The organism is Streptomyces sp. NPDC005485, from assembly GCF_040606085.1.
GTDB lineage: Bacteria > Actinomycetota > Actinomycetes > Streptomycetales > Streptomycetaceae > Streptomyces.
This window is the reverse complement of record NZ_JBEXDZ010000067.1, coordinates 19,436-45,487: the sequence shown is the minus strand read 5'-3', so window position 1 is coordinate 45,487 and position 26,052 is coordinate 19,436. Positions and strand designations below refer to the sequence as shown.

The following is a 26,052-nucleotide window of genomic DNA, read 5'->3' as shown; positions in this document are numbered from 1 at the left end:
CCGGCCTGAGCCGCCGGACAGCCCCTCCTGTGCTGCCCCGTCCTAACGGCCGCGGCGGCCGCTCGTCGCGCGGCGCCGGACCGAGGCGAACAACGCCGCGGCACCGACCGCCAGGGCGGCCGCCCCGCCGATCGCGACGTACGGTGTGCTGCCGTCGCCGCCGGTCTCGGCGAGGTTCTCCGAGGCGCCCGCGGCGTCGGGCCGGTTGGCCGCGCCGGGCTTCCCGCTGGGCTTCGCCGACGTACTGGCGTCGGAGTCGCCGTGCCCGTGGTGCTCGACGGTCGACTTGTCGGCACCGGCCTCGATCTGCTCGTCGGAGGGCGCGGAGGCGGTGGGTGCAGGCGCGGAGGACGCGGAGGCGGTGGGCGGGGCGGGGGTGGAACCGGTCGCCGTACCGCCGCCGTTGCTGCCTCCACCGCTCCCGCCGAAGTTGACGTCGGAGCAGGAGTAGAACGCCTCCGGGCTGTCCGAGCGCTGCCAGATGGCGTACAGCAGCTGCTTGCCGGCACGCTCGGGGAGCGTGCCGGAGAAGGTGTAGAAGCCGCCCGACGCGACCGGATCGGTGACCGTCGCGACCGGATGGTCCAGGTCCAGGTCGGCCCAGGCGAGCTCCTGCGACGGGTCGTAGCCGGCCTTGGTGAGGTAGACCTTGAAGGTCCCCTTGTGCGGGGCGGTCACGCGGTACTTGAAGGTGTACGAGCCACTGCTCACGCCCGTCGCGGGCCAGTCGGCGCGCGCCAGGTCGAGCCCTTTGAACTCGTCGTTGCCGGCGCTGCACAGCTTGCCGTCCGGGATCAGCTCCTGATGCCGGCCGTTCGCGTCGCCGATCCGGATGCCGTTCCAGTCGTAGAGCGCCTGGGCGCCACCCGCCGCGACCGCCGCCTTGCAGGCGGCGGACCCGGGGCTCTCCGGACCCTCCGCATAACACTGGGCGACCCGGCTGACCGGGTCGCCCATCGAGCCGTGTGCCGCCGCGGGCGCGGCGGCGAGTGCGGTCAGGGCGAGCGGGGCGATGCCGACAGCGGCGACAGCGGCGACCTGGCGGCGTACGGGCATGGGGAACTCCTCGAAACGGCCTCGATGCGTGGGGCGGACCCTGTGGGGGCGATCAGCAAGCTAGCCCCAAGAATCCGTGAAATCGCCTGCTGGAGGCGGGTGATGGAGATCCTTATGGCGCCGTTAAGGCAGGGCTAACTGAGGGCTCAGGCAGCGTGGTTGAAGAGTCGTGCCTCACCAGTGGGGGAGCGGCGCTACTGTCCGTGGCAGTTCGCGTTTGTCCACCGTCGGACGCCTCTGTTGGCTCCCCGTATGGCTCCCGGCGGGTCGGTCGAGAGACGCAGAAGAACGGGGTGGCTGCTCTCCTGTCGGAGCCGACGCCGACACGCGCTGTCAGTCCTCCCACGGTGTCCACGGGCCTGGCGGGGTCGTGTTCTCCTCGCCGCAGTTCCAGCACCAGAACGTCCCCGGGTCCTCAAAGCGGTTGTTCCAGAAACCAGTGCGCTCGCAGTAGACAGAGCAGTCCGCATCGCACAGTCCGCAGACGAACCAGAACTCCACGCCGCCCCTCCCCCCTGAACTGAACGGACCCTGCACGACAGGCTGCCCACGGGGAAGAGCGGCGTCAACAGGGCCCCGGGGCCCGCCCGGTTAGGGACACCAGGACAGAACGTCGGGTCTTGGGCTCGCGGCCACCCGAGCTTGCGGCCAAGCGGTTTTGTTCGGGTGATCAAAGCCGTGACCCGCGGTGGAGCGCTGACCGGGGGTGCCACCCTGATAAACGTCGCCGCGCATTCTCCGGAAAGCATCGTTCCGACCGGTCGTTGCGGAGCTCTGTGCTCGCCTCACGCGGCTTGTGGGGCAGTGAGCGCCACAGAACCCGTGGCCAGGCGCACCCCCTAGACGGAAGCGGGAAAGCGCTCCACAGAGGCTGGAACGTGGAGTCACGACGGATCGCCCGCACCTAAACCGGGCGGTCATGTGGGGGTTACGTCACCACTATGGCGTCCTTTCGGCTCGACAGATTTTTTCCCGGCCTTCTCGACGCGCCTGCCGAACTCTTCATCCGATATTCGACCCTCTCGGATGTCCTGAAAATCTTTGAGAATTGTCCGTGAGACTTCTCCTAGATCGATGCCGAACAGCATGTGGGAGAGATCGACTGGTGCAAGGTGTCGTTCCTCATCGGGCCCATACCATCCGCGCTGGATGCCGTCCCCTTCCGGGGGCATGAATACGACGGTACATGATCGGCTTACGGAGCGAGGTCTCGATTTAATCCGGTCAGCTGCGCGTTGGTTTACATCACCCAGCAAGCGCATAAAGTCCTCAGGATTTCGTGGCTTACGATTGCTGACCTTATTGAGTAGCTCGCGATCTTTGGTAGACACAGCATCCCAGCCGCTGCCAGCCCCCATCACGACAGAATCTCGTACACGAATTGCGGCTGTCTCAAACTGGGCATGTATGCCGCCTGTCCAAAAAGCGGATGGTTGGCGTAGATTCTTTATCTCGACTGCCCATGGCTCCCCACCCAAAAAGGCTCCGGCGAGGAATACGTGGAAAACGCCGAGCGCCTTTGCCTCCGCGCCAAAGCAGGCGGTCGCCTGCTGGCTGAGATCGATGAGTGTTTCGTCCAGGGTGCGAGATTGTCCACGAAGTACCCCGCGCATCCACTCAGAAACGTCAAGACGGCCAACACGGCCAAGTCCTGTGTATGAAAGAAGCGCGGAGCCATCGTGACACCTGATCACAACGTGCTTGACGCTGCTGTCCGTCACCAGCCTTCCGCCCGGGTACGTCGTCAGCCGGTGGTCTGTGCTTCCCCAGACGCCGTTCGGGGTAACCAACGTGATCGCGAGAGTCATTGAGCCTCCCTGTGCCGGCACTCACCGTTCATCACCCATCATCGCGCTGGCGCCAGCCTCTGGCCAACAGGAGACGCGGCTACGTCAGATGTTCCGACTTCCTTGGTGATGTTGGTTCCCATGCTCCACGCCGCGAGGTAGTCGATGCCCACATCAAGCCAGAGCAAGGCTCCGCTTCGGTCGATGGGCAGCCAGCCCTGTCAGGTTCGCAACGTCTCTGCGGGAGGGGCTAGAGAATTCACCATTTGGGTTACAAGGAGAGCCTTCTGTAAGTACTCTGCTCTTCGTGACAGTTCTGAACTGGATTCAATTTGCTGCGGCCTGCGCCGTAGCTGCGTTCGCCGCCTTCCTGCTCACGAGATTTGTGAATTTTATGCTCGTTACGGGCTATTCCATGATGTCGACACGGGTTGCCATGTCCTTTGCGGTCCTTGTTCGCCAGGATTACAGAAAGCAATTCCTGATTCCTGACCTCAGGCTCAGTTGTCGCACTTTCGGGGTCCGCTTCTCGATTCCCGGAAAAAAGTTGAATGCTATGGCTTTCAACGGATTCAGGGCATCGAGAGGCATCGCGCTCTTTGGTGCGTACAGTGCATTTCTGCTTCCTATCGCGGCCTTCGTCGTCTCGACTCTCATGGCTGCACCTTTTGTTCGAGAGGCGTACGAGTCGGAATTCCAGAAGCTGGGTGACAGGAACCCCTTCTATTCCGCAATTGCGCTCTACGTATTTGCGGTCGCGTGGTGGCCCCTTGAGGTTAAGAGGGTCAGGTCTCTCATGTCGGGGGTGGGCCACCAGAGAGCTTTTTATGAGTACTGTAAATGTGTCGCCATGTGTCTGTATGCGCTGGAGGGGGAGACTTCTCCTTTAGGGATTGACCGGAGAGTTCACGCCGCCGGAAGAGCTCTTACGCGGTTCGGTGAGAGCGAGCTACGCAAAGGTGGATCTGCTCGGCAGAGTGAACTATTTGAACATACTGTGCGTGTTAAGGCGGCGCTGGATGAGTGCGCAGGAAGAGTGCTAAAAGAGGGTAAGAATGCCCTTCCTCGTTTGATGGTCATGCTTATGAAACTTCTTGAACGTCTTTCGGAGGGGCGTCTACTGGGCCTGTTGGATGAAAGTGAGCTCCCTGCCTACTGTCCTCCGTCTGCGGCTGAACTTGAGGAAGAAACAAGGAAAAGCGATGGTCGTATCGTGCTCTGGGGTGCCACCGCGGCTGCCGTGGCTGCCGGAGTAATGATCTCGTTAGGCGTTCCTACAGGCGCTGTCGTGCCTGCGGCCCTAATCTTCCTAATGGGCCCTGCCGCTCTCTGGGGAAGTAAAAAGGTCGGAACCCCCCGAGAATTGATGGATTCCATGCGTCAGGGAGTGAGCCAACCCCAGGATCCGCAGCAGCCTGTGAGTGCGCCTCAATCAGGTACCACGCCTGCACAGAGTGCGAATTTGCCTCCGTCGAGAACGTTGAGCCCGTGACACACGTTCGACTGTGACCGCAGGCAACGTGACCTTTGCCCGCTACGCTGGTACGCACCACCTCAGGATGGAGAGTGCCCTGCGAATGGGACCGAAGACGGCGAAGGTCTACGAGACGATCCGTGCACGGCTCGCGGCAGGCGAGTACGCCCCCGGCGACAAGATGCCGTCCGAGCGCACGCTCGCGGAGGAACTCGACATCGGTCGGACCGCGCTGCGACAAGTGCTTGCCCGACTTGTATCGGAAGGCGCCCTGGAGGTTCGCGGCCGGAGTTCCTACCGGGTGCCCGGCGCGGTGAGCGTCAAGACACCTGAGGGCCTGGAGCCGTGGCGCATCCATGGCGAGCGCGACGTCTATGACAACCGCTGGGTCAAGCTTCAGCTTTGGGACGTGGAACCGCCCGGAGTGGAGCGCTTCGAGCATCACGTGGTGAAGCTCCACCATGTCGCCATCACCGCGGTTCTGGACGATCAGGACCGCGTACTGATGATGTGGCGGTACCGCTTCGTCCCGCAGCAGTTCGGTTGGGAACTGCCAGGAGGCATCGTGGACGAAGGGGAAGACCCCGCGGACACGGCGCTTCGGGAGGTCGTGGAAGAGACCGGCTGGCGACCGAAGTCCGTGGAACACGTCGTCACCTATCAGCCCATGGTTGGCATGGTCGACTCACCTCACGAGATCTTCGTGGGCCACGGCGCCGAACAGGTTGGTTCGCCGACAGACCTGGAAGAGGCGGGGCACATCGAGTGGGTACCACTGGCCGACATTCCGGGGTTGATGGCGCGCGGTGAGCTGATGGGCTCCGGCACCCTCGTTGCCCTGCTCCACATCCTGGCGAGCCGCGGCAAGCAGGGACTTACAACCGCGCGCTGAGCAGGTCGACACGACGGCGCTGCCGCACCGATCCGGTGCGGCTTGCCAGCAACCGTGCCTGCCTGAGATGGGTGTTCGCGTCGTCGTACTCGGCTCGCGCCACGTGAGCCTGTACGAGGTCAGCGTGAAGTCCGGCCTTCGCTCGGACGAAGGATGGGTCCACCACGTCCAAGGCGTCGTACAGGCTGGTCACCGCGTCGTTGTCTCCAAGCAGGGCAAGGACGTTGCCGCGCCATCGGGCTAGGTGAGCGCTGTTGAGGAAGATGCTCAGCATGTCCGGGTCGCGGTCCTCAGGACCCGGCGGGATGCTCGCCACAGCCGCGTCCAACGCTCGCTTGCAGTCGTCAGGCATGTCGGCGTGGGCGCACAACTCCGCCTCAGCGGCGTACAGCCATGCCCGGAGGCGGGGCGATCCGGCCTGGCCAAGGGTGCGTTGGGCATCACGGACCAGGTCGACGCCGAGAGACGGCCGGCCAGCCTCGCAGAGTACGTACGCCTGCTCTGCCATCGCGTGGGCGAGGTACATGGGCGCCTCAGCGTCGCGCGCTGCCCGCTTCGCCAATTCGTAGTGCCGCCAGGCACGTTCGACCGCCCCCGTGTCGATTGCCTGCCACGCGGCAAGAGTCGACGCCCCCGCGAGAGCAAGCGCCACGGGTCGACGCGCGGCGGGGAGTACCGCGAAGTTCAGCGCGTCTTCAAGAGCGGCGAGATGTCCCGTCATCTGGTCCACGAGACCGGACGCACCCATCTGACGGTCCATGGTGCGCAATAGCTCGGTCTGATCGTTGAACGTCTTCACCATGGATTCGCTGACGCTGCTCGCTGAATCGATCCGGCTAAGCAAGTCGTCGTACCCGTCGGCCATGGACGGCGCGACCGCGAGCGGGCTACCCCTCAGCTCCGTGTCCGTGACGCCGAGGAGCTGCCGCAGAATCGCCGCGTAGCGGTCCGAGAGGGTGCGCTTGCCGTTCTCCCACTCAGACACGTACACCCGCAAACTCGCAGTCGACGCGACGTCGGTGACGTGCCGTCGGGCGTACTGCTCGATCTCGCGGACCAGTCTTTCCTGAGACCAGCCTCGCGCCGTCCGCGCACTCCGAAGTCCTGTGCCCACAGGTCACCGCCCGGCGATAGGTCCACCAACTGACCTTCCCAGCATGCCTCACATCGCCGCAGGTCAACAGGGGTTAACAGGACGGGAGTTAAGTCCTGTTGGCTACCGGCTCCCCCACCTGGGGCGGTCTTCTAGAGATGCACCGCGGAGGGCAAACGCCGCTCGACTTAGCGAACGCCTTGACTCTGGTGCGCACCAGATGCTTACCTTCTGGTGCGCACCAGATAACGGAGTCGCCTCCGATTCGCGGTGTGCAAAGCAGAGGGCGGAGGACGCTGCAAGTCCGCTAAAGGCCAGGGGATCAATCAGGGCTTCGGCCCGGTCTGGCGAGGTGGCCCGGTGACCGCGAGCAACGGCCGGAGAGTGGGGACTTGGTCCCCCTTGCAGTGTGTATCCCCTGTTCAGCGTTCTGAAGGAGTGTCAGTGAGTCGACGAAAGCGATGGGCGCGGCCGTGATCGACCGGCACGGCGGCGCCGCTCCATCCCCGGTCCGCGAGCACCGCAGAGTGCCGCGGCCAACCGGTCGCCTTTCACCGAATCGCGGCGGATAGCGCCGCGCCGGTTGCCTCCTCCGTCCGTCCGGGCGTTCCACGGAGCGGTCCCGTACGGGCGGGGTTGAGGGGAGCCGGGTCTACCGGCCCCGTTTCGGGGTGGCGAGTCGGCAGCGTCCGGCTCGCAGAAGGGAGTTCGTTGTGTCGTTCCAGGCTGGTGACAAGGTGCGGATCATCTCCTGTGCGGACAATCCGAGTGCGGCCGGCAAGACCGGCCGGATCGTCGACGAGGTGCCGCCCGGTCCGCTGACAGGCGGTAGGTGGACCGTCGGCCGCATCGGTGTGCTGACCGGTCCGGTCCTGTGCGCCGCGGGTGAGCTGCAGAGGCTCTGACCAGTCCCGCCGTCCCGCTCGTTCATTCCGCCCCGATGGTCGAAGGCCGGGTTCGACTCCCGGCCGGGGCGCTCCGGTTGCCATCGGCGACCGCCGGCCGCTTCAGCGGCTTTCTCCTTCTACGGCGCGCGGCTCCCGGGGTGCCTCCCGAGAGCCGCTTTCGGGCCGTTCACCTTTCGAGAGGACCACGACCCATGAGCCACATCGTGACTGTTCAGGAAGCTGTTACCGCGTTCGCCGATTGGCTGGAGCCGACGGCCGCGGAGCTGGACGCCATCGACGCCGAGATGCCGCTCATCAGGGCGGAAGTCGAGTTGCTGGACGTCCGCATCACCCTACTGGACCGCACCCCCAACGAGCTGGACCAGCGGCGCATCCGCCGCGCCGGCCACAAGGTACTGGCCGCCCGCACGGTCCTGGCCAACGCCCTCGGCTCGGGTGAGGTGGCCTGATGGCGGGGGAGTTCACGGCGCAGATGTCCGTGTACAGGGGGCGGTGGCGCCTGTACGTGGTGCTGCTGAACACGACGGAGCAGTGGCCGGAGCACGGCTTCGACCGGGCCGCGTCGGTGCCGACGTTCACGGAGCGCGTGGACGCGCTCAGCGTGCTCGGCTTCGAGCCGGTGCCGGGCGCTGTGTGGGAGTGGATGGAGTACAGCGAGACCCCCGACGACCCCGCCTCTCCGATCTGTCTGTTCGCCAGCCTGACGGTGCGTTCATGGGCGGGGGTGGACGCGTGAACGCCGTTCAGATCCGTTCAGCGGAGCGCGCGTTGTCGGTGGGCACGTGGTTGATCGTGGCGGGCGCGATGCTCTACTCGATCCTCACCGTCACCCCGCTCGCCGCGGAGCACACCCCGGCTGAGTGGGCGTGGACGGCGCCGATTCTGCCGCTGGTGGTCGATGCCGCGGTGGTCATCGTGGTCCGGCTCGATGCGGTCCTGGCCCGCCTCGGGGGCCATGGCGGGCGGTGGCCGATCGTCCTGCGCTGGATGACCGGCTGCATGACCCTGGCCCTGAACGTCGCCGACTCCGCCCTGCAAAAGGACCTGGTGGGCGTGGCCGTGCACGCGGTCGCACCGCTGCTTTTGATCGTCACCGCGGAAACCGGGCTCGCCTACCGGCGCGCCATCGCCGCCGCCGTCAGCGAGCTGGAAGAGCGGCAGCAGGCGCAGCGAGAAGCCCGCGAGCAGGCGGAGGCCGAGCGCCGCGAGACGGCCGTTCGGCTGGCCCGTGAGGAGCGCGAGCACGCCGCACTGTTGGCGCGTGAACAGCGTGAACACGAAGCCCTCCTGATCCGCGAGCAGGCCGAACGCGAGGAACGGGCCCGCCGCGAGGAACGCGAGCGCACCGCAGCCCGCGAGCAGGCCGCGCGGGACGAGCGTGAACACGCTGAGCGCGAGCGTGAACAGCAGAAGCAAGCGCGTGAACGCCGTGAACACGCGGAGGCCGAGCACCGCGAGCGCGAGCAGCTTGAGCGTGTGGAGCGTGAACGCCGTGAACGGGCCGAGCGCGTAGCGCGGGCCGAGCGTGAACGCGCCGCGCTGCTGGCCGCCGGCCCCGCTGTGGAGAAGGTTCCCGAGGACCGGGCCCGCTCCACCGTGCTGGCCGCGTTCGAGGCGGGACTGTCCGTGCGGGCCGCCGCCGAGCTGTGCGGCTGGTCGGTGGGCTGGGTCTCCAGCCGCTACCAGGAACTGCGCGACGCAGGCCACCCGGCCGTCGCGGCTGACGGGGTGCTGGTCTGATGTCCGCGGCCTGGGGCAAGTGCTTCGACCCTTCCGGGGCCCGCTACGGCGTGCCCACCTACCCGTGGCGGCTGGCCCCGGACGGCTATGCCACTCGCCGCCAACTGCGCGCCCACGGGCTGCGTCCGGGCGGTCAGCCGATCGCCGCGCAGCTCATGCGGGTCAACCGTCGGCGCGGCAACGTCCGCGTCGCCTACCTCTATCGCGAGGACCTGGCCCTGCCGGTGCGGCCGATGACGTCGCGTAAGTGGGGTGCGCTCGCGCTGGCGATGCTGGCCCGCCGCACCTGCCCCCGCTGCCGGATCGATGTCGGCTACTGCATCCCGCCCTCGCACGGCATCTGCGGCCTGTGCGTGGCCGCCGAGGAACAGTGCACCGCCTGACCCCTTTGACCTGGAGGTTCCACATGAACGCCCTGAACTTCCCGCGAACGTTGCGCCGCCGCATCGTGTCGTTGCTCATCGTCGCCGCCGCGCTCGCGGTCGGCGCATCGATCGGGGTGCGGCTGGCCTCCTACGGCGTGCCGTGGCTGCTGCTCACCGCGTGCGCCCTGAGCGCCGTGTCGTCGGCGCTGTGGCTGTTCGGCCGCATCGAGCAGGCACTGACGACGACCACGCACCGCTGCACTGCCCCGCGCTGCACGTTCCAGGCGCGGGTGCAGCACGTCGACGCTGCGGAAAACCGCCGCTGGCAGGAGATCGCCGCCGCCCACCCCCGCCACGACGCCTGAACCCCCGCCTCGTAACCGGGCCCGGCCCTCACCTTCCACAGATCCGGCCGGGCCCTTCGACTCCCCTGAAGGAGTGCACTCAGCATGACGGAACTCAGCACGGAACCGGTAGCCGTCGAGGCTGCCCCGACCACACCGCCCCCGCCTCCCGACACCCCGCCCGCCAAGGCGCAGGAGGTGAAGGAGGTGGAGCACACGCCCGGCGGCTGGCCCATCGTCCCCCTGGCCCTGTCCGGGGCGAACAGCACGGTCGGTGCGGTCGCCGCCGCCGCCCTGACCGGCGGGCCGATCGCCGCGGTTGTCGCCGCCACCGGGATGGTGGTGCTCGGCACGGTCGCCGCTGTCCGATCCCGCACGCCCGACTCGCGCCGGGAGGTTCGCCGGGCCGCGGCCCGCACTGCTGGCCGCACCGCCGCCCGCTCCGCTGGTCTGCGGAGCACCGGTGCGGGTACCCGCGGCGGCACTCGGGGGAGTCGTTCGGCCGGCTCGCGTGCCGGTGGCTCCGGTGGCCGGTCGGGCAAGATGCCCGGCCAGCATCGCCGCACTGCCGGCGCTGGTCCGGCGGCCCGCCACGCCAGCACTGCGGCCGGCGGGAAGACCCTCCGCAAGACCGGTCACGGCCCGTCCAAGCCCGCAACGGCCGCCGGGGCGGGGAAGGCTGCGGGCCGGGCTGGGCAGGTCAAGGCGCTGCGTACGCAGAAGACCGGGCCAGGCTCTCGGGCCGGGCAGCGAGCGCAGACCACCAACGCGCGGCGTGCGGTCGCCGATGCCCGCCGCAACGCCAAGGCCAGCGCGGGCAACGCCCGGTCGGGCAAGCGCGCAGGCCTGGCCGGCCGCCTCATGGGCGGCACTACCCGCAAGGCGCGGGCCATGCGGGATGCGGCGATCGCCAGGAACCGCAACCGGCGCGACGCCAAGAACGGCGGCGCGATCGCGGCGCAGCGTGCTCGGGTGCGCAAGGCCCCCGCCCGCAAGGCAGCACGTCAGGCACTGCGCCGGTCCGCGGCCCGCTTCCAGGGCCGCCGCCTGCTGGCCTCGCTCCTCGCTTTGCCGGTCGGGCTGATCGGGTGCCTGACCACCTGGATCGGCCGCAAGTTCGGCATCCCACAGCTCATCCACCCCGGCCGCCGCCTGTTCCGGCGGATCGTGCAGACGGCCGGCGAGCAGCGCGCAGAGCGGGACGAGAACGCCCGCAAAACCCTGCGCGAGCAGGAAGCCGCCGCCGACGCGGAGGCCCAGAAGGACGGCACGGAGGGCATCGCGGACGGCGTCGAACGCCCCGCGGCCACGGTCCCCACCAGCACGAACACCCCCGCCAATGAAGGAGAGAACGTGTCGATCGACTCCGGATTCAACTTCGAGAACCACGCCATGGACATGTGCGCCGCGGCCAACACCTACGAGCCGGACGGCTGCATGGAGATCCTGTCCATGGTCGAGGGCCTGCCCGCCGCGCTGACGTTCGTGGCTGACGTGATGAAGCTTCTCGCGGAGCGCTCCGACTCCGAGTTCCCGCTGGAGAAGGAGGTCGCGGACGGCTTCAACGACATCTTCGGCGCCCTGATGAGCGCCGTCGCGGTCGCGGAGGACATGGGACCGATGTTCCGGCAGGTCCACGAGCAGGACATCGCCCGCCACGAGGACCCCCGCAACGGCAGCGAGGCTGAGAAGGGCTGGAACGTCTGAGATGAGCAGCACCGCCACCGCAAAGAAGCAGAACGTCAGCAGTGGTCCGGTGCTGGACTGGGCGGCCGGTCACGGACCCGTGACCGGCGCCCTGTCCGCGACCACCGGAGCCTTCGCCGTCGCCACCACCGGCGCCGCCACCGCCATGCCTCCCGGCTGGGCTTTGGCCGTCGGCGCCGCCGGCGCCCTCGGCCACACTGTCGTCGGCCTGCGGGTGCGCAACGCCGGCCGCACCCTCGCCACCCGCGCCGCGTCCTGGCTCGTCGGCGCCGGCTGGACCACCTGGGCCATGACGAACGGCCCCCTCACCTGGGCCGCCCTCGGATCCCTGGCCACCCTCGGCGTCGGCATCGGCGCCGCCGCCCGCTCCACCGCGCTGTTCGAGGAGGCCCGCGAGGAGGAGGCCATTGCCGCGGAGCAGCGGCAGATCGCCGCGGAACTGTCCGCGGAACGCCGCGCGATCGCCGCGGAGTGGGTGGACCGCATCCAGCGGGTGTGCTCCATCACCGTGCGGGTGGTGGGGGTGGAGATGTGGGCGACCGGCGCCGGGTTCTCCATCGACGCGGAACTCCCGCCCGGCGGCGCCACCTGGAACAAGATCGCGGGTGAGGCCCCGCGGCTGTCCGCGGACGCCCGGCTGCCGCACGGCTGCACCGCCACCGCCTCCCCCGGCATCCACCAGGGCCGGGTCATCATCGACGTGACCACCGTCAACGTCCTCGAAGAGGAGCGCACTTACCCCGCCGACTACGGCACCCTGTCGATCCACACCGGCATCCCCTGGGGATACCGGACCAACGCGGAGCAGATCCTCGCGTACCTGCGCGAGCAGTGCGCGCTGATCGTGGGTCCGACGGGCTCGGGCAAGACGAACATGGTGCACGCGATCCTCGCCGGGTTCGCCCGCGCCGAGGACATGCTCACGTGGGTGATCGACCTGAACGCAGGATCGGCTGGCCTGCCGTGGGTGCTGCCCGCGCTGAACGGTGAACTCGTGCGGGAGGACGGCAAGCCTGTCCGGCCCGGAGTGGACTGGCTCGCCGGGACCTACGACGAAGCCCTGACCATGCTCGATGCGGCCGTGTGCGTGGCCAAGCAGCGCAAGATGGGGTATCAGGACCTCCTTTCCAAGGCGAACACCGACCTGCTGCCGATCAGCGCGAAGATTCCTCAGATCATGCTCGTCATCGACGAGGGCGCGGAGATCCTGGCCAGCACCGACCGCCAGGTCCGTAAGCTCGGGGACAAGATCCTGGAAGTGATCCGCATCGCCCGCGCCATGGGCGTACGCACCGTGCTCACCGCGCTCGGGGCGACCGGCAGCGTGCTGAGCAACCTGATGATCCGGCGCGAGGCAAAGGTGCGCGTCGCCCTCACCGGTGGTGAGACCGAGGGCATGGACCTGTCGAAGATGTTCCCCGGCTCCCGTGGTCTGCGCGTGGACCAGGCCCCGCACAAGGGCGCCGGGTTCATGGGCACTCCCGAGTCACCGGCCGCGCTGTTCAAGACCTGGCGGATCCTGCCGAACCAGATTCGGGAGATCACCGCCGCCACCTCCGACCGGCACCCGATGCTGGATGCGGTGTCCGTGAAGGCTGCCGGTCCTGCCTACGCCCGGCGCTGGGATGCCGAGCGCACCGCATGGATGCGCGAGCGGGTCGCCTACGACGACAGCACCGACGCCGAGCCGTACGGGCCGGCGTCGGCGCTGCGCCTGTCCGCGCTGAGCGAGCAGGCGGAGTCTCCGGAGGATGCGTTGGCGCGCCGCTTCCGTGAGGAGATCGACGCGCAGTTCGGCACCGCACTCGAACCCCACACCACCGAGCAGGACGCCGGGCCGGACCGGCCGACGGGCCTGAATCTGTCGGCGCTGCGGGATGAGCAGGACAGCCCCGCGCAACAGGCCGCGCTCGCCGCACTGCTCGCCGCCGGACCCGAAGGGACCGGAGCATCCGCGATCGCCCGCGCGCTTGAAGAGGCGTTCGGGACTACCCGTCAGACGGTCGTGGGCTGGCTGAAAACGTGGGCACATGACGGCATCGCTGTCCGCGTCGGGGATGGCACTAAAGCCCGCTACGTCCACCGCTCCCACACAACCGAGGGCTGATCGCTTGTCGCTTGTCGTCCCCGCTCCACCGCATGTCGTCTGACGGGCCTGTGGGGCCCGGATACGGCTTGTGACCTGGGAGGCGACAAGCGACAAGACAAGCGACAAGACAAGCAAGGCGACAAGCGGCACGACAAGAGAGACGACAAGCAACGCGACAAGCACACCCATCCACCGCACGGGCCCGCGCCACCAGTTGGCGCGGGCCCGCGGCTTACCCCGAGGGAGCCTGAAATGAGCCAGCACACCCCGCCCGGCCAGATGGCCCCGCACATCCCCGCCGACGTCTTCCACCGCGCGCAGGCGACCGGTCAGCCGGTCGTGTTCGTCGTCAACGACACCCCGCCCCCGTTCCCCTGGCAGCGGCTGCTCATCCCGTTCGCGATCGCCGGGGCCGCCGCCCTCGGCACCTGGGGTGTCGTCGCCGCCCTGTGCTGGCTGATGGACGTCGCCGCGCACACCGCAACCGTCATCGGCGGCGCCGCCGGACCCATCGGCGCCGGCGGCATCACCCTCAAGCTCACCCGCGGCAAGAACTGAACCGAGAGGACAGCAATGTTCGAGATCCGCGTCATCTGCACTCCCGCCGATACCGGTCACGTGGTCGCCGCTTTGGACCGCGCGTTCACGGCGGGCACCGTGAGCGTCTACCCCACCAAGGACGGCCAGCAGAACCGCCTCTACCTCAGGGCCGAGCACCGCGAGCAGCCGGAACCGTGGCCCACGCCGGAAGAGGCCTACGCACTCGCGCCCAACATCATCAGCGAGATCGACTGGGCGGCCCGCACCGTGGCCGACGCCGCCTGCTTCAGCGAGCTGGAGCGGGAGTTCTACCTGCGCAAGGCCGCCCTGCTGGACCGCATCGCACTGCACGGCGAGTCCGACGGCTTCCACGACGACGCGGCCGAAACCGCGCTTGAGGCGGCCCTGTTCCTGCTGGACGTGGACCAGCCGGGCGTGATCTGCGACCCGCGCGCCTACGTCCGCCAGCAGTACGCCCGCACCCTCACCCACAACCAGTAGCTACGCCAAGGGCGGCCCCCCTCATCTCGCCAAAGATCACGGGGCCGCCCTTGCCAACCAGTCCTCAACAGACCTGTTGGAGGTCTCCAGCATGACCCAACCGACCAACATCCGGCGAGCGTCCCTGCTCGATGCGGCCTTACACGCTGCCGGACGCGACTGGCCCGTCATCGCCCTGCACCCCGGCACGAAGCGTCCCGCCGGGCACCCGGAACGGGCCTGCCCCCGCACCGGACGCTGCACCAGCGGGCACCGCACCCCGGAGGAGCGGGCCACCACCGACCCGGACCTGATCCACGCCGCGTGGGCCCAACGGCCCTACAACGTGGGCATTGCGACGGGTCCGGCCGGGCTGCTCGTCATCGACCTGGACCCGGTCAAGCCCGAAGAGCCGAAAGGAGCGCCGGACGGCGCCACATCTTTGCAAGCGCTCTGCGAGCGCGCCGGACAGGTGTTGCCGGACACCTACCGGGTGCGGACCGCGCGCGGTGAACACCTGTACTTCACCACCCCTGCCGGGGTGCGGTTGAAGTGCAGCGTGGACCGGCTCGGACCGCACATCGACACCCGCGCGTGGGGCGGCTACGTCGTCGCCCCCGCCAGCACCACCCCCGACGGCACGTACGAGGTCGCCCACGATGCTCCGGTGGCCGAACTGCCGCACTGGCTTGCCGCGTTGCTGAGCGAGCCGGTCAAGCCCGCTCCCGTGCCGGTGCGGGTGCATGACGGGACGCGGGCCGCGCGGGTCGCTCTGGACCGGGAGTGCGCGGTCATCCAGGCCGCGACCGAGGGCGGACCGGATGGCCGCAACGCCATCCTGCACAAGAGCGCCTGCAAGGTGGCGCGGTTCGTCGCGTGGGGCGACATCCCCCGGCACGTGGTGGAGCAGGCAATCCAGGGGGCGGGGGAGTCGACGGGCCTGCCGTCGGCCGAGTGCCGCACCACCATCCGCAGCGCCCTGGACTGGGTCATCGCCCACGCCACACCGCGGGAGACGGCATGAGTACCCCCACCTCCCCCGCCCTGGATTGCCACACCGCCACCGTTTCCGGCCCGCACGCCGCTCCACAGCCTGTGGAGACGATGGCTGTGGGCGCCCGAAAGGTCGTCGCCGAAGGCGTCATTTCAGTTCTTCGCTCCAACCGGCCGCCGGGAGACGGCCGTTACCCGATCGCGTGGCTGCGTATCACTGCCCCGCGCGGCGCGACGCCGACGGCCACGTCGACGTGCGAATGCGGCCGTGACCGCAGCGCCGTCGGTCATCGCAAGGTTTTGGTCCTGATCGAAGACCACGAAGCCCATCGAGACGTCTGCCCGCTCCGCACTCCCCAGGAAGGGAGGAACGCCGCATGACCCCCACCAACCCCCCCGCGCCGTCCATCGACGGAGCCGCGCTGCTCGACGAGGTCGAAGCGTTCCACCGCCGCTTCAACGTCTTCCCCACCCAGGCCGCTTACGTCGCCGTCGTGTTGTGGGACGCCCACGCCCACCTCATGGACGCGCTCGACGGCACTGCCCGCCTCGCCTTCCTCAGCCCCGAACCGGGCTCGGGCAAGTCCCGCGCCCTGGAGATCGTGGAAACCCTCACCCCCCGCGCGGCGACCACCGTCAACGCTTCCGCGAACGCCCTGTTCCGGCTCGTATCGGCCGACGAGGGAACCCCCACCCTCCTCTTCGACGAGATCGACACCGTCTTCGGGCCCAAGGCCGGCGGGAACGAGGAGGTCCGAGGGTTCCTCAACTCCGGCTACCGGCGGGGTGCCAAGTCCCTTCGCTGCTTCGGCGACGGGAACGACCAGAAGGCCGGGTTCCTCCCGTCGTTCTGCGCGGTCGCGATGGCCGGGCTCGGGTCGCTGCCGGACACGATCCTGACCCGCTCGGTCATCATCCGCATGCGCAAGAAGGCCCCCAACGAGAAGTGCGAGCCCTACCGGCGGCGCATCCACGAGAAGCAGGGCCATGTCCTGCGCGATCGGCTCGCGGAGTGGACGGCCACTCTGCACGACCATGTCGCCGAAGCCTGGCCCGAGATGCCCGAAGGCGTCGTGGACCGGCCCGCCGACGTGTGGGAACCGCTCCTCGCCGTCGCGGACGCGGCTGGCGGGCACTGGCCCGAGCGGGGCCGCGCGGCGTGCATCGCGCTCATCAAGGCCGCCAGCGTCGGCGACAAGGCATCCCTGGGGGTGCGGCTGCTTACCGATCTGCGCGACCGCGTGTTCTGCGGCGCGGATCGGATGCCCACCGCCGCCATCCTCGAAGTCCTCCTCTCACTCGAAGACTCGCCGTGGGACGACATGAGCGAGGACGGACAGAGCGCCAAGCCCCTCAACTCCCGCCGACTGGCGACGCTCCTGAGCCAGTACATGAAGCCCGACGACGCCCCGATCAAGCCCAAGGGCATCCGGGTCGGCAGCACCACCCCCAAGGGCTACTACGCGGAAGACCTCCAGGACGCCTGGAACCGCTACTGCCCCCCGGACCCCCAGAAATCCGCAACATCCGCAACAGCCGCAACACCGCAGGTCAACGGGGGTGAATCTGTGGCGGAAGGCCCCTCTGAGAGCCGCCACATGTTCGCGGAAACCGACACACGAACCCTCCGCAGCGTCGGCTGACCGAGCCCACCCCCGAAGGTGCCGCCTGGCTCCCGCCCGGCGGCACCTATCCGCAACAGAAACAGATCCGCCACAGATTTACCCCCGCTGACCAGCAATGTTGCGGCGTGGCGGATGTTGCGGATTCCCCAGAGGGGTCTACCGCGACGGAACCATGAGGGAGGAACCCATGGACGCGGCCGCTATCGCCGAACCGGCGCAGCCCCGTCTTCACAGCGTGGAAGCCGCCGCCGAGCTTCTCGGCATCGGGCGCACCGCAACCTACGACGAGATACGCCTTGGGCGCCTTCGCACCGTCCGCCGCGGTCGTCGGCGTCTCGTGCCCACTGAGTGGATCGACGAATACGTCGAACTCCTGAAACACGAGGCAGAAGCCGCCGCATAACCCCAAAGCAGAGCAGGGCCGCACCTTCGGGTGCGGCCCTGCTCGTTCTGTCCGGAGGTAGGAACGCATGGCTGAGGCGCCCGAGAGGCGTACCAGAGCAGGGCATGGCGACGATTCGATCTACTGGGACAAGTCCAAGAACCGGTACATCGGTGCGGTGTCTCTCGGCTACCTGCCGTCCGGTAAACGCAACCGGCCGAAGGTGTCAGGCAAGACCAAGGCCGAGGTCCGCCAGAAGCTGCGCGAGCTGAGGAAAGAGCTGGAAAAGGGAGCCAAGGCTCCTGCCAACTACAGCGTTGCCCAAGCCGTGAGCGACTGGCTTTCCCAAGGGCTCAAGGGCAGGGAGGTGACTAGCGTCGATACGTACAAGAGTCTGGCGGACAACCACATCGTCCCGCACCTGGGCAAAGCCAAGCTGCGCGACCTTGAAGCCGACGATCTCGATGAGTGGTTGGAGGCTGAAGCGGCAGTTCTCGCAAGCCAGTCTCTGAAGATGGTCCACTCGGTCCTTCGACGGTCGATCAGCCATGCTCAGAGGAGAGGCAAGGCCATCCACAACGTGGCCGAACTGGTCGACGTTCCCGATGGGCGAGCCGGGCGGCCGAGCAAGTCGCTTTCCCTGAAGCAGGGTGAGGCTGTTCTTCGGGCGACGGAAGGCAGTTGGATTCACGTCTACGTGGTCCTGTCGCTTCTCGTGGGGGTCCGCCCGGAGGAGGCGCGGCCCCTCACCTGGGCGCATGTCCATCTCGCAGGTTCGGGCAAGGACAAGCCGCACGTGGATGTGTGGCGCTCCGTGCGTCGGCATGGCGACACGAAGACGCGGAAGAGCCGGCGGTCGCTGGCCATGCCCCGGCAGGCAGCTCTGGTCATGAGAGCGCACAAGCGCCGAGAGAAGGCTGACTGCCTGGCAGCGGGGGAGGAGTGGACCGACGAGCGGCTCGTCTTCCCGACCGATAGCGGTGAGCTGCGGAGCGCCCTGAACGTGCGTCGAAATTTCCGGGCACTCCTCAAAGCGGCGGGGTTCCAGAATCCGCAGGAGTGGACTCCGCGCGAGTTGCGGACAAGCTTTGTCTCCCTGCTGTCGGATCACGGCATCCCGATCGAGGTCATCGCTCGCCTCGTCGGGCACAACGGCAGCGGAACGACCGAGCGGGTCTATCGCAAGCAACTGCGCCCCGTCATCGCCGAGGGGGCGGAAGCGATGGACGACATCTTTGGAGACAACGACGATGCGGTGGACGGAGGGGAGCCCGAAGCAGGCTGATTCATACGCCGTGGCTCCCTGTTTGGCTCCCGGCGCTTAGAAGCGCTCCTATGGCCTGCCTCCTGAGCTGGGCAAAGGCTCTTTTGGCAGGTCATGGGGCCTTTACGGCGCCGTTAAGACAGAGCTAACTGAGGGCTCAGGCAGCGTGGTCGAAGAGTCGTGCCTCATCAGTGGGGGAGCGGCGCCGCTGTCCGTGGCCGTTCACGGTTGTCCATCGTCGGACGCGTCTGTTGGCTCCCAGGCGGCCCGATGGCCGGCGTCGAGGAATCGGGTGACCATGCGAGCGGCCGGCTCCGGCTTGGTCGCGAACTTCGTCTTGTCACCGAGGCCGGCGGTCCGGCAGCGGTCGGGATCGGAGGTCCAGGAACGCGGAACATAGATCCCTCCCGAGTTGCATGCCGTCCGGGTCCTGTCCCCGGCCCACTCAGTTCTTGCGCGGCAGGTCAGGCCGAGTACCAACTTCCGGGCCCGGCCTCGGGATTCGACCCGTGTGAAGCGTCCCGCCATCCGGCTCATCAGGCCCTCGAACGCCTCCTGCCGGCAGGCGGGGTCTACGCTGTGACCTGCGGCCACCGCATGATCGTTTGTCTTCACACGCCGATGATCAACGGGGGCCGCACCCGTATCCACACCGGGGCAGGTCGCGCAGCTTCTGCCTGCCGTCCTGTGTATCGGAGGGCTTGTGCAACGTGGTGAAGTCTGGTGGGTCCAGTTCGACGAGCGAAGGTTGGTCGTACTGCTGTCAGGAGACGACGCGTCCGGGTTCCAGGTGATGCAGGTCGTCGCTCCGGCGGGCCTCGACATCAGCGGTCTGGGCATCGAAGTGACGGTCGGCGCGGGCGAAGGGCTGCCGCTCGAAGGCGTGCTGCGGCTCGCGTTCCCGCGTCCGGGCTTCACCCCGTGCACATGGCTGACCACCGTGTCCCGGGACGACCTGATGGAGCGGGCGGCCGTCCTGTCCTCCAGGAAGCTCAGCGAGATCGACGATGCCCTCCGACTCGCTGAACAAGCACAGGAGCGGACCCCGGCAACGACCGCGAAGCTCAGCGAGATGAGGGACGCCCTCCGTCGCGGTGAACTCGGCTAGACGGAGAAGGAGCCGACGCCCGCGACGGCATGGGCGATCTCGGGCGAGATGATCCACGCCGGACACCTGCCGCCTCGACGCCCCTCACCATCGAGATCACGATCTACGGCCTTCGTGCCCGTCCGGCGGAGCGGAGCGCAGCCGGGTGCTTGATGCCCCGAACCATCCGGAGCGGTGCGAACAGCTTTGGTCTTGTGACTTCTGTGAACCAGTGTCCGTTGGTAAACGCGACCTGAATATGGACCTCTCGGGTGCGACGGACGGTGCTGCTTCCGGGAGGGACACGAAGGGCCAGGACCCGCCGGCATCCCCCGTTCAGTCGCCGATGACGCGCGAGGGACCATGCCCGATGGCAGGCTCGGGAGTGCCTGATCAGTAGCGCAGCACGGGTCGTTGACGCTTCACGCAACGCCGATGAGAGCTGCGTCATGACCCCTCATCGCATCTCAGTGTGATGAGCCCGTGCCGCACCATCCCGGATCGCATTCGAAGGGGAGACATGCCCGACGATCAGCCCGATCAACTGGACAGCATCATCAAGAATTCGCGCCCACAGAACGGCGACCCGCCCGAGGCCCTCAAAACCCCGCACAACTACCTCACCTTCGACCGCCTCGGCGACCCGCTGGACGACCCGACCAGCGCCTTCAACACGGGCTCGGACGGGCACGTGGGCGTCAGTGATCCCGACACCGTCCTCGGTGTCGTCGTTCGGAAGGTTGAGCCGACGACGCCGGAGGCGATCGAGTCCGATCTGGCTGAGATGCGGGCGGCCGACGCCAAGGCGGGAACCGACAGTTCGTCGTACATTCCTGACTGGACCGCGGTATCCGTCACGCCGGCCCTGGCGCCCCGAATCGATCCGACCCGGCTGGTACGCCGCAACGGAACACGGGTGCGCCCCGAATGCGTGATCCTGCCGGACAACCGGTCGTCGTACTACCCCAACTCCTATCCGTGGAATTGCGTCGGCCGGCTTTTCGTCTGGTCAAACGCATCCAGTCCGGGTTGGGACAATTCAGGAACGGCCGCGCTCCTCGGTACGCGGACGATTCTGACAGCCAGCCACATGGTGCCGTGGGGTTCCTCGAACTGGAAGGCGCTGTTCATCCCCGCCTACTACAACGGGAGCTCGCTCTATGGCTCGTCTGCGGCCTCGTGGGTAACGAACGCCCAGGGATACAGCAACCACTCCCAAGGCGACGACATGGCGGTCATGCGGCTGGCTGCTCCGCTCGGCACCTCGTTCGGCTACTTCGGATGCCGGACGTACAACAGCGCCTGGGAAGACCAAAGCGTCTTCACGCTTCCGGGCTATCCCGGGGACAAGGACAACGCTGAGCGGCCGTGGCTGCACCTGAACTTCCCGATTATCGACGACGACAACGACGGTGCCGGCGTCGAGCTGGAATATCGGGGCGATGCCTACCACGGCCAAAGCGGCGCGCCAGTGTTCGCATGGTTCAACGGGTCACCTGACGTCGTTGGCACCCACTCCGGATGCGAGGACAACCCTGGTGAGCCAATGCAGAACTGTGCCGCCGGCGGATCCGCGCTGACGAACCTGGTGAGTTGGGCACGCAGCACATGGCCGTAGGCCCTACGCGGCACTCGGCCGCAAGTCGAGCGGATCCAGGCCGCGCAATGACGGGCCTCGCGTACCGCTCTCCGTCAGGGATCCTTATGCGGCCGATCCTCCCGACAGGTACCGATGAACAAACGGGGCCCGCCTCGGAGCACGGGGCGGGGCCCGTTCACCGGATGCGGTGGGTCTTCCAGAGGGGGCCGAGATCCTGGACGGTCATGGACTGGGCGGCCTTCTTGAAGTCGGCGGTGGTGGAGACGCCGTACCAGTGGTCGTGGGCGTACCGCTTGAGGAGCCGTGCCATGGTGTCGGCGCCGAGGGTGCGTTCCAGGTCGGACAGGGCGCAGGGCCCGGCCGTGTAGACGAGATGGTATTCGCCGCGGTGCTGCGACCAGTAGGCCATCGACGCGGTCAGTGCGGTGCTGTCGTCGGGCCAGTCGTCGTCCGACCAGCAGTCGCGGGTCTCCCAGCCGTAGAAGCGGGCGTTGGCGTACTGGGCGAAGCTCTCGTCCAGCCACGGCGAGGTGTACTCGTCGTTGCCGACGATGCCGTACCACCACTGGTGCGCCACCTCGTGGACGGCGGCGCTGCCCTCGTCGGTGGTGCCCAGGAGGACGAGGCCGGGGTATTCCATGCCGCCGCCGAACCCGCTGGTCATCACGAGGTCGATCTCGCCGTACGGATAGCGGCCGAACTCCTGGCCGAACCGGTCGACCGCGGCTGCGGCGTCCGCGCGGGTCGAGCGCACGCCCGCAGCGGACGTGCCGGGCGCCCAGTACGACTTCACGCGCACGCCCCCGGGTGTGGTCTGCGTCGCCGTGCGGAACGGGCCCGCGGCCCACGCGAAGTCCCGCACCCGGTCCGCGACGCTGAGGGTGACCGTGCGGCCGGGACGGCCGGGGAAGGTGCGGGTGCGGCCACTCGCGGGCACTCGCAGGGCCGAGGGGTGATCGAGACGGACCCGGAAGTCGCCCGTCAGCGCGTAGAAGCTCTCACCGAGGGCCACGTACGGGTCGAGGTGCCACCCCTTCGCGTCGTGCACGGCAAGCACCGGCAGCGCGTTGCCGAGGAAGCGGTAGGCGTCCTCGCGGCCGAAGCGGGCATTGCGGTCGGGCACGGTGATGGAGACATCGAAGGCGAGGGACGTCCGTTCGCCGTGCGCGAGCGGCTTCGGCAGGGCGATGTGCAGGGCCGTGCAATCCACGGCGAGAGGCCCTGGTGTGCCACCACTTACCTTTGACACGGTGATGGGGGAGGGGGCACCGGGCGTGCCGCACTTGTCCTCGCCGTTGCCCCACAGCCGTAGGTACACCTCACGCAGAGGCCGGTCCGACGCGTTGCGGAACGACACCCGCTGCCGTCCCGTCCAGTGACTGCCGTCGGCATCCGAGCGCAGAGCGACGTCGTAGCGGGCGCGATCGGGCGTCGCCGCGGCCCTGGTCGCTCCCGGCCCGGGCACCGCGCGAGCATCGCTCACACCGGCGCCGACCGCAACGAGCAGCACGAGGAGCACGAGGAACAGGCGACGACGGGACAGGTGCGGCCATGCGATTGACGGCGACATGCCAGCCGATACTGCCACAACTCACCGACGGGAGAACCGACTTGGCCGGATCTACCTGCCCAAGAAGGTCCGACCGGGCAGCGCGCCGGCCATCGCGGGCGAGGGCTCGGGCCAACCGCGATCAGGTAGGTACCGTTCGCCGTATGACAGTCGAGGAGATCCGGCCGGCCGGTGCCGGAGACGTGGCCGCGGTGAAGTCGGTGACCGATGCCGCGTATCAGCCCTACATCGCGCGCATCGGGGTGGTGCCCGTGCCCATGGAGGCGGACCACGCGGCGAACGTGGCCGCCGGACGGGTGTTCGTCACGGGGGAGCCCGTGATCGGCCTGGTGGTGATCGAGGCGTACGAGGACCATCTGTTCCTCGACAGCATCGCCGTGCACCCGGACGCCCACGGCAAGGGCGTGGGGCGACGGCTGCTGGAGTTCGTGGACGCACGCGCGCGTGCGCTCGGTCTGCCCGAGGTCAGGCTCTACACGAACGCGATGATGTGGGAGAACCAGAAGATCTACCCGAAGTACGGCTACGAGATCGTGGAGCGTCGTGTGGACGGTCCCTACGACCGCATCCACTACCGCAGGCGGCTGGCCGCCTGACGGCTCCACGGCTCGATCAGCCGTCCGGCCACCAGGTGCGCGCGATGTCCTTTCGGACCTCCGGGCGCTCGGCCGGGCGTTCGTCGGCCTCGTCCCGCACACGCCGGGAATCCGACTTCCTCAGGGGCTTCTGCACGGTTACACGGCGCATGGCTGCCTCCTTGTGCCTATCCGAGTTCCGCGATTGCACGGAGATAGACCCTTTCGGCGAGGGTTCCTCATCGGTCGCGGTCTGTCAGTGGCGGCCGTCACGATTCGATTGTCAGTGGCGGGTGTCACTCTGGGGCCCATGACCAGTGACAACGGCATCAACCCGGAAGCGGACGTCGACTGGGACGCGCAGTCCGCCACCTTCGACGACGAGCCGGACCACGGGCTGCGCGACCCCGGCGTGCGCGCGGCCTGGGCGGCCCGGCTGGAGGAGTGGCTGCCCAGAGCCGCGTCCGACGTGCTCGACCTCGGCTGCGGCACCGGCAGCCTGTCACTCCTCGCGTCCGAGCGGGGCCACCATGTCACCGGGGTGGACTTCTCGCCCCGCATGATCGACCTCGCCCGCGCCAAGCTCGCCGGACGTGACGCCGTGTTCCTCGTCGGTGACGCGGCGGCGCCGCCCGTCGGCGAGCAGCGGTTCGACGTGGTCCTCGTGCGCCATGTGCTGTGGGCGCTGCCCGACCCCGCGCGCGTGCTGCGGCAGTGGTGCGGACTCCTGCGTCCCGGAGGGCGGCTCGTCCTGGTCGAGGGCGTCTGGGGCACGGTCAGCCCGGTGGGCATACCCGCCGACCGGCTCACCGCGCTCCTCGAGCCTCTTGTCGCGGACGTGCGCCTGGAGCGGCTGTCGGACGACGCGCGGCTGTGGGGACGGGAGGTGGCGGACGAGCGGTACGCGGTGGTGGCCGGCCTCAAGGCCCCAGGGTCGCCGTGAGCGGTCAGGCGGACGCCCGCGGGGCCGTCAGCGACTCGAAGCCGCCCTCGTGGGCGAGGCGTTCGAGCGTGTCGAGGGCGTTGTGTGCGGCGGCCGCGGCTTCCGGGTCCGTGGCGGACAGGCCGCTCGCCTCGAACTCGTCCTCGTCCAGACGCAGTACGGCGGTGCCGTCGGCGGAGCGCCACAGGTCCAGGTCGAGGTCCTCGACGACCAGCTCGCCACCGGTGACGGCGGCCGGGCGGGTGATGTCGCAGTACCAGCCCTTCAGCACGCCCTCCGCGTCGCGGACCTCCTTCACGGCGTACCAGCGGTCCCGCCAGTAGTACTCGGTGAAGACATCGCCGGGCTCGAACCGTACGAAGCCGAAGTCGCGGACGCCCTCACCCGCCCACGGCGCGCGGACGGTGATCCTGTTGCCGTCGTCGTCGAGCAGGTCGGCGGGGTAACGGATCTTCGTCCGGCCCGCCTTGACCAGGACGACTTCCAGGACGGCCGCTGCCTCAGGTGCGCGAGGTGACGTGGGTGAGTCAGGTGAGTTCGCGGACATGGCGGACCTCCGTTGCACAGATCTCGTAACCGAACCATTCGTTGATCGCCAGCATCGGCCCGTTGCCCCCGTCGTTGCCGGTGAACGCCTCGGTGAGGCCGGCGGCGCGGGCGCGGTGCAGCGAGTCGTTCTTGGCGAGCTTGGCGAGGCCGCGGCCGCGGTGGGCGCGCGCCGAGCCCGTCATCACGGTGCCGTAGCGGGTGGAGCCGTCGGTGCGGGCCGCGCTGAACGCGGCGGGCCGGCCGTCGACGACCGCGACCGAGGTCAGCTCCGCGTTGAACAGGGGATGCTTCCAGGTCTCCAGGAGCCACGCCTCGTAGTCCGTGAACTCCTGGGCCACGTCGCTCGGTTCGTCGGCCATCGCCTCGGCGTCCAGGAGGAACAGCGGGCGCGGGTCGTCGGCGAAGTCCGAGCCCCTGCGCAGTTCCACGCGCGCCGGGGGCTCCTGGAGGGGCGGCAGCACGCCGTTCGCCAGGTCCAGGCGGAGGAAGTGCGCGGAGCGGCTCGGGCGGTAGCCGCGACGTCCGGCGAAGGCGCGGTTTCCGGGGGAGTCCAGGACCCAGGCGAAGAGCTTCGTCGCGCCGAGCGCGGCCAGCCGCCGCTCGGCGGTGGCGACCAGGAGCGCGCCGGCGCCGCGGCCGGTCCGCTCCGGGTGCACATACACGTTGACGTAGCCCTGGCCCGGCTCCGGGCTGTCATGGGCGAGGCCCACCTGCGCCGTGCCGATGATCTCGCCGTCGGCCTCGGCGACCAGCGGTCGGTAGTGCGCGTCGGGGTGGGCGTGAAGCACGTCGTAGGCGACGGACTCCGGGGTGTGCAGCATGAAGGGGAGGACCAGGTGGCGGACGCGGGTGAAGCCCTCGGCGTCCTGCCGGTCGTGAGGGCGGAGGTCACGAACGATCACAGTCATGAATGCGCACGTTACGTGCGGGGAGCGCGCGGGCGCCCCTCAATTTCGCGGCGGGCCGCGGCTCTTCGCCAAGGCGGCGCA

28 protein-coding genes and 1 pseudogene are annotated in these 26,052 nt (G+C 68.4%); 21 read left to right on the top strand and 8 right to left on the bottom strand.

The window, feature by feature from the left end; translation table 11 throughout:
* Positions 1-42: 42 nt before the first annotated feature.
* Complete coding sequence (locus tag ABZS97_RS22860) at positions 43-1,056, bottom strand: lytic polysaccharide monooxygenase (protein ID WP_356140152.1); 1,014 nt, start codon at positions 1,054-1,056, stop codon at positions 43-45.
* 917 nt (positions 1,057-1,973) lie between these two features.
* Positions 1,974-2,864, bottom strand: a complete 891-nt coding sequence (locus ABZS97_RS22855; RefSeq protein ID WP_356140151.1) for a hypothetical protein — start codon at positions 2,862-2,864, stop codon at positions 1,974-1,976.
* A 286-nt stretch (positions 2,865-3,150) separates the two neighbouring features.
* On the opposite strand from ABZS97_RS22855, the gene ABZS97_RS22850 reads away from it, so the two are divergent.
* Positions 3,151-4,335, top strand: coding sequence for a hypothetical protein (locus ABZS97_RS22850; RefSeq protein WP_356140150.1), 1,185 nt, complete (start codon positions 3,151-3,153; stop codon positions 4,333-4,335).
* A gap of 85 nt (positions 4,336-4,420) precedes the next feature.
* The gene (locus ABZS97_RS22845; protein ID WP_356140154.1) at positions 4,421-5,209 is read left to right on the top strand and encodes an NUDIX domain-containing protein; all 789 of its coding nucleotides are present in this window, start codon (positions 4,421-4,423) and stop codon (positions 5,207-5,209) included.
* Here ABZS97_RS22845 and ABZS97_RS22840 read toward each other — a convergent pair.
* The gene (locus tag ABZS97_RS22840) at positions 5,193-6,200 is read right to left on the bottom strand and encodes an XRE family transcriptional regulator (protein ID WP_356140149.1); all 1,008 of its coding nucleotides are present in this window, start codon (positions 6,198-6,200) and stop codon (positions 5,193-5,195) included. The two genes, ABZS97_RS22845 and ABZS97_RS22840, sit on opposite strands and share 17 nt — an antisense overlap.
* A gap of 815 nt (positions 6,201-7,015) precedes the next feature.
* Between ABZS97_RS22840 and ABZS97_RS22835 the strand changes: the two genes are divergently transcribed.
* From ABZS97_RS22835 to ABZS97_RS22765, 15 genes are all read left to right on the top strand, one after another.
* Complete coding sequence (locus tag ABZS97_RS22835; RefSeq protein WP_356140148.1) at positions 7,016-7,207, top strand: hypothetical protein; 192 nt, start codon at positions 7,016-7,018, stop codon at positions 7,205-7,207.
* A gap of 194 nt (positions 7,208-7,401) precedes the next feature.
* Positions 7,402-7,659 (top strand): DUF6284 family protein, encoded by a 258-nt coding sequence (locus tag ABZS97_RS22830; protein ID WP_356140147.1) that lies wholly within the window; start codon positions 7,402-7,404, stop codon positions 7,657-7,659.
* Positions 7,659-7,946 (top strand): DUF6303 family protein, encoded by a 288-nt coding sequence (locus ABZS97_RS22825; protein WP_356140146.1) that lies wholly within the window; start codon positions 7,659-7,661, stop codon positions 7,944-7,946. The genes ABZS97_RS22830 and ABZS97_RS22825 overlap by 1 nt, the downstream gene beginning before the upstream one ends.
* Positions 7,943-8,950, top strand: coding sequence for a DUF2637 domain-containing protein (locus ABZS97_RS22820; RefSeq protein ID WP_356140145.1), 1,008 nt, complete (start codon positions 7,943-7,945; stop codon positions 8,948-8,950). Before ABZS97_RS22825 ends, ABZS97_RS22820 begins: the two co-directional genes overlap by 4 nt.
* On the top strand, positions 8,950-9,333 hold the full coding sequence (locus ABZS97_RS22815; RefSeq protein WP_356140144.1) for an RRQRL motif-containing zinc-binding protein: 384 nt from the start codon (positions 8,950-8,952) through the stop codon (positions 9,331-9,333). The genes ABZS97_RS22820 and ABZS97_RS22815 overlap by 1 nt, the downstream gene beginning before the upstream one ends.
* Before the next feature lie 23 nt (positions 9,334-9,356).
* Complete coding sequence (locus ABZS97_RS22810; protein ID WP_356140143.1) at positions 9,357-9,680, top strand: hypothetical protein; 324 nt, start codon at positions 9,357-9,359, stop codon at positions 9,678-9,680.
* Positions 9,681-9,764: 84 nt separating this feature from the next.
* Positions 9,765-11,366 carry a hypothetical protein gene (locus ABZS97_RS22805; RefSeq protein WP_356140142.1) on the top strand — a complete coding sequence of 534 codons (1,602 nt, stop codon included), beginning with the start codon at positions 9,765-9,767 and terminating at the stop codon, positions 11,364-11,366.
* 1 nt (position 11,367) lies between these two features.
* A complete protein-coding gene (locus tag ABZS97_RS22800) occupies positions 11,368-13,473 on the top strand; it encodes a hypothetical protein (protein WP_356140141.1) in 2,106 nt (701 codons plus the stop codon).
* 234 nt (positions 13,474-13,707) lie between these two features.
* Complete coding sequence (locus tag ABZS97_RS22795) at positions 13,708-14,013, top strand: hypothetical protein (protein WP_356140140.1); 306 nt, start codon at positions 13,708-13,710, stop codon at positions 14,011-14,013.
* Positions 14,014-14,028: 15 nt separating this feature from the next.
* Positions 14,029-14,496: a hypothetical protein gene (locus ABZS97_RS22790; protein ID WP_356140139.1), complete on the top strand. Its 468-nt coding sequence runs from the start codon at positions 14,029-14,031 to the stop codon at positions 14,494-14,496.
* A 91-nt stretch (positions 14,497-14,587) separates the two neighbouring features.
* Positions 14,588-15,499 (top strand): bifunctional DNA primase/polymerase, encoded by a 912-nt coding sequence (locus ABZS97_RS22785; protein WP_356140138.1) that lies wholly within the window; start codon positions 14,588-14,590, stop codon positions 15,497-15,499.
* Positions 15,496-15,849: a hypothetical protein gene (locus ABZS97_RS22780; RefSeq protein WP_356140137.1), complete on the top strand. Its 354-nt coding sequence runs from the start codon at positions 15,496-15,498 to the stop codon at positions 15,847-15,849. The genes ABZS97_RS22785 and ABZS97_RS22780 overlap by 4 nt, the downstream gene beginning before the upstream one ends.
* Positions 15,846-17,111 carry a DUF3631 domain-containing protein gene (locus ABZS97_RS22775; protein ID WP_356140136.1) on the top strand — a complete coding sequence of 422 codons (1,266 nt, stop codon included), beginning with the start codon at positions 15,846-15,848 and terminating at the stop codon, positions 17,109-17,111. The genes ABZS97_RS22780 and ABZS97_RS22775 overlap by 4 nt, the downstream gene beginning before the upstream one ends.
* Before the next feature lie 169 nt (positions 17,112-17,280).
* Positions 17,281-17,496: an excisionase family DNA-binding protein gene (locus tag ABZS97_RS22770; RefSeq protein ID WP_356140135.1), complete on the top strand. Its 216-nt coding sequence runs from the start codon at positions 17,281-17,283 to the stop codon at positions 17,494-17,496.
* Positions 17,497-17,563: 67 nt separating this feature from the next.
* Positions 17,564-18,760, top strand: a complete 1,197-nt coding sequence (locus ABZS97_RS22765; protein WP_356140134.1) for a site-specific integrase — start codon at positions 17,564-17,566, stop codon at positions 18,758-18,760.
* 252 nt (positions 18,761-19,012) lie between these two features.
* Here ABZS97_RS22765 and ABZS97_RS22760 read toward each other — a convergent pair.
* A pseudogene (locus ABZS97_RS22760) lies at positions 19,013-19,276 on the bottom strand (hypothetical protein); the annotation flags it as partial.
* 166 nt (positions 19,277-19,442) lie between these two features.
* On the opposite strand from ABZS97_RS22760, the gene ABZS97_RS22755 reads away from it, so the two are divergent.
* Positions 19,443-19,847 (top strand): type II toxin-antitoxin system PemK/MazF family toxin, encoded by a 405-nt coding sequence (locus ABZS97_RS22755; protein WP_356140133.1) that lies wholly within the window; start codon positions 19,443-19,445, stop codon positions 19,845-19,847.
* Between the two features lie 499 nt (positions 19,848-20,346).
* Positions 20,347-21,444 (top strand): trypsin-like serine protease, encoded by a 1,098-nt coding sequence (locus ABZS97_RS22750; RefSeq protein ID WP_356140132.1) that lies wholly within the window; start codon positions 20,347-20,349, stop codon positions 21,442-21,444.
* 157 nt (positions 21,445-21,601) lie between these two features.
* Here ABZS97_RS22750 and ABZS97_RS22745 read toward each other — a convergent pair whose 3' ends face one another.
* Complete coding sequence (locus tag ABZS97_RS22745) at positions 21,602-22,996, bottom strand: M1 family metallopeptidase (RefSeq protein WP_356140131.1); 1,395 nt, start codon at positions 22,994-22,996, stop codon at positions 21,602-21,604.
* A 143-nt stretch (positions 22,997-23,139) separates the two neighbouring features.
* Here ABZS97_RS22745 and ABZS97_RS22740 point away from each other — a divergent pair, with 143 nt between their 5' ends.
* Entirely contained in the window at positions 23,140-23,592 is a 453-nt protein-coding gene (locus ABZS97_RS22740) for a GNAT family N-acetyltransferase (RefSeq protein ID WP_356140130.1), read from the top strand.
* Between the two features lie 16 nt (positions 23,593-23,608).
* Here ABZS97_RS22740 and ABZS97_RS22735 read toward each other — a convergent pair whose 3' ends face one another.
* Positions 23,609-23,743, bottom strand: coding sequence for a hypothetical protein (locus ABZS97_RS22735; RefSeq protein ID WP_356140129.1), 135 nt, complete (start codon positions 23,741-23,743; stop codon positions 23,609-23,611).
* A 138-nt stretch (positions 23,744-23,881) separates the two neighbouring features.
* Here ABZS97_RS22735 and ABZS97_RS22730 point away from each other — a divergent pair, with 138 nt between their 5' ends.
* Positions 23,882-24,514, top strand: a complete 633-nt coding sequence (locus ABZS97_RS22730) for a class I SAM-dependent methyltransferase (RefSeq protein ID WP_356140128.1) — start codon at positions 23,882-23,884, stop codon at positions 24,512-24,514.
* Between the two features lie 4 nt (positions 24,515-24,518).
* Here the strand turns inward: ABZS97_RS22730 and ABZS97_RS22725 are convergent, their stop codons facing one another.
* Positions 24,519-25,061 carry a DUF402 domain-containing protein gene (locus ABZS97_RS22725; RefSeq protein WP_356140127.1) on the bottom strand — a complete coding sequence of 181 codons (543 nt, stop codon included), beginning with the start codon at positions 25,059-25,061 and terminating at the stop codon, positions 24,519-24,521.
* Entirely contained in the window at positions 25,042-25,971 is a 930-nt protein-coding gene (locus ABZS97_RS22720; protein WP_356140126.1) for a GNAT family N-acetyltransferase, read from the bottom strand. The genes ABZS97_RS22725 and ABZS97_RS22720 overlap by 20 nt, the downstream gene beginning before the upstream one ends.
* Between the last annotated feature and the right edge of the window lie 81 nt (positions 25,972-26,052).

What these genes read in the sequence shown, in the direction of transcription:
- ABZS97_RS22825 (WP_356140146.1), top strand. Translation starts at nt 7,659, where the DNA reads ATGGCGGGGGAGTTCACGGCGCAGATGTCCGTGTACAGGGGGCGGTGG.
- ABZS97_RS22745 (WP_356140131.1), bottom strand. Translation starts at nt 22,996, where the DNA reads ATGTCGCCGTCAATCGCATGGCCGCACCTGTCCCGTCGTCGCCTGTTC.
- ABZS97_RS22815 (WP_356140144.1), top strand. Translation starts at nt 8,950, where the DNA reads ATGTCCGCGGCCTGGGGCAAGTGCTTCGACCCTTCCGGGGCCCGCTAC.
- ABZS97_RS22735 (WP_356140129.1), bottom strand. Translation starts at nt 23,743, where the DNA reads ATGCGCCGTGTAACCGTGCAGAAGCCCCTGAGGAAGTCGGATTCCCGG.
- ABZS97_RS22725 (WP_356140127.1), bottom strand. Translation starts at nt 25,061, where the DNA reads ATGTCCGCGAACTCACCTGACTCACCCACGTCACCTCGCGCACCTGAG.
- ABZS97_RS22780 (WP_356140137.1), top strand. Translation starts at nt 15,496, where the DNA reads ATGAGTACCCCCACCTCCCCCGCCCTGGATTGCCACACCGCCACCGTT.
- ABZS97_RS22845 (WP_356140154.1), top strand. Translation starts at nt 4,421, where the DNA reads ATGGGACCGAAGACGGCGAAGGTCTACGAGACGATCCGTGCACGGCTC.
- ABZS97_RS22775 (WP_356140136.1), top strand. Translation starts at nt 15,846, where the DNA reads ATGACCCCCACCAACCCCCCCGCGCCGTCCATCGACGGAGCCGCGCTG.
- ABZS97_RS22730 (WP_356140128.1), top strand. Translation starts at nt 23,882, where the DNA reads ATGACCAGTGACAACGGCATCAACCCGGAAGCGGACGTCGACTGGGAC.
- ABZS97_RS22765 (WP_356140134.1), top strand. Translation starts at nt 17,564, where the DNA reads ATGGCTGAGGCGCCCGAGAGGCGTACCAGAGCAGGGCATGGCGACGAT.
- ABZS97_RS22790 (WP_356140139.1), top strand. Translation starts at nt 14,029, where the DNA reads ATGTTCGAGATCCGCGTCATCTGCACTCCCGCCGATACCGGTCACGTG.
- ABZS97_RS22720 (WP_356140126.1), bottom strand. Translation starts at nt 25,971, where the DNA reads ATGACTGTGATCGTTCGTGACCTCCGCCCTCACGACCGGCAGGACGCC.
- ABZS97_RS22800 (WP_356140141.1), top strand. Translation starts at nt 11,368, where the DNA reads ATGAGCAGCACCGCCACCGCAAAGAAGCAGAACGTCAGCAGTGGTCCG.
- ABZS97_RS22785 (WP_356140138.1), top strand. Translation starts at nt 14,588, where the DNA reads ATGACCCAACCGACCAACATCCGGCGAGCGTCCCTGCTCGATGCGGCC.
- ABZS97_RS22770 (WP_356140135.1), top strand. Translation starts at nt 17,281, where the DNA reads ATGGACGCGGCCGCTATCGCCGAACCGGCGCAGCCCCGTCTTCACAGC.
- ABZS97_RS22750 (WP_356140132.1), top strand. Translation starts at nt 20,347, where the DNA reads ATGCCCGACGATCAGCCCGATCAACTGGACAGCATCATCAAGAATTCG.
- ABZS97_RS22795 (WP_356140140.1), top strand. Translation starts at nt 13,708, where the DNA reads ATGAGCCAGCACACCCCGCCCGGCCAGATGGCCCCGCACATCCCCGCC.
- ABZS97_RS22810 (WP_356140143.1), top strand. Translation starts at nt 9,357, where the DNA reads ATGAACGCCCTGAACTTCCCGCGAACGTTGCGCCGCCGCATCGTGTCG.
- ABZS97_RS22855 (WP_356140151.1), bottom strand. Translation starts at nt 2,864, where the DNA reads ATGACTCTCGCGATCACGTTGGTTACCCCGAACGGCGTCTGGGGAAGC.
- ABZS97_RS22740 (WP_356140130.1), top strand. Translation starts at nt 23,140, where the DNA reads ATGACAGTCGAGGAGATCCGGCCGGCCGGTGCCGGAGACGTGGCCGCG.
- ABZS97_RS22830 (WP_356140147.1), top strand. Translation starts at nt 7,402, where the DNA reads ATGAGCCACATCGTGACTGTTCAGGAAGCTGTTACCGCGTTCGCCGAT.
- ABZS97_RS22805 (WP_356140142.1), top strand. Translation starts at nt 9,765, where the DNA reads ATGACGGAACTCAGCACGGAACCGGTAGCCGTCGAGGCTGCCCCGACC.
- ABZS97_RS22860 (WP_356140152.1), bottom strand. Translation starts at nt 1,056, where the DNA reads ATGCCCGTACGCCGCCAGGTCGCCGCTGTCGCCGCTGTCGGCATCGCC.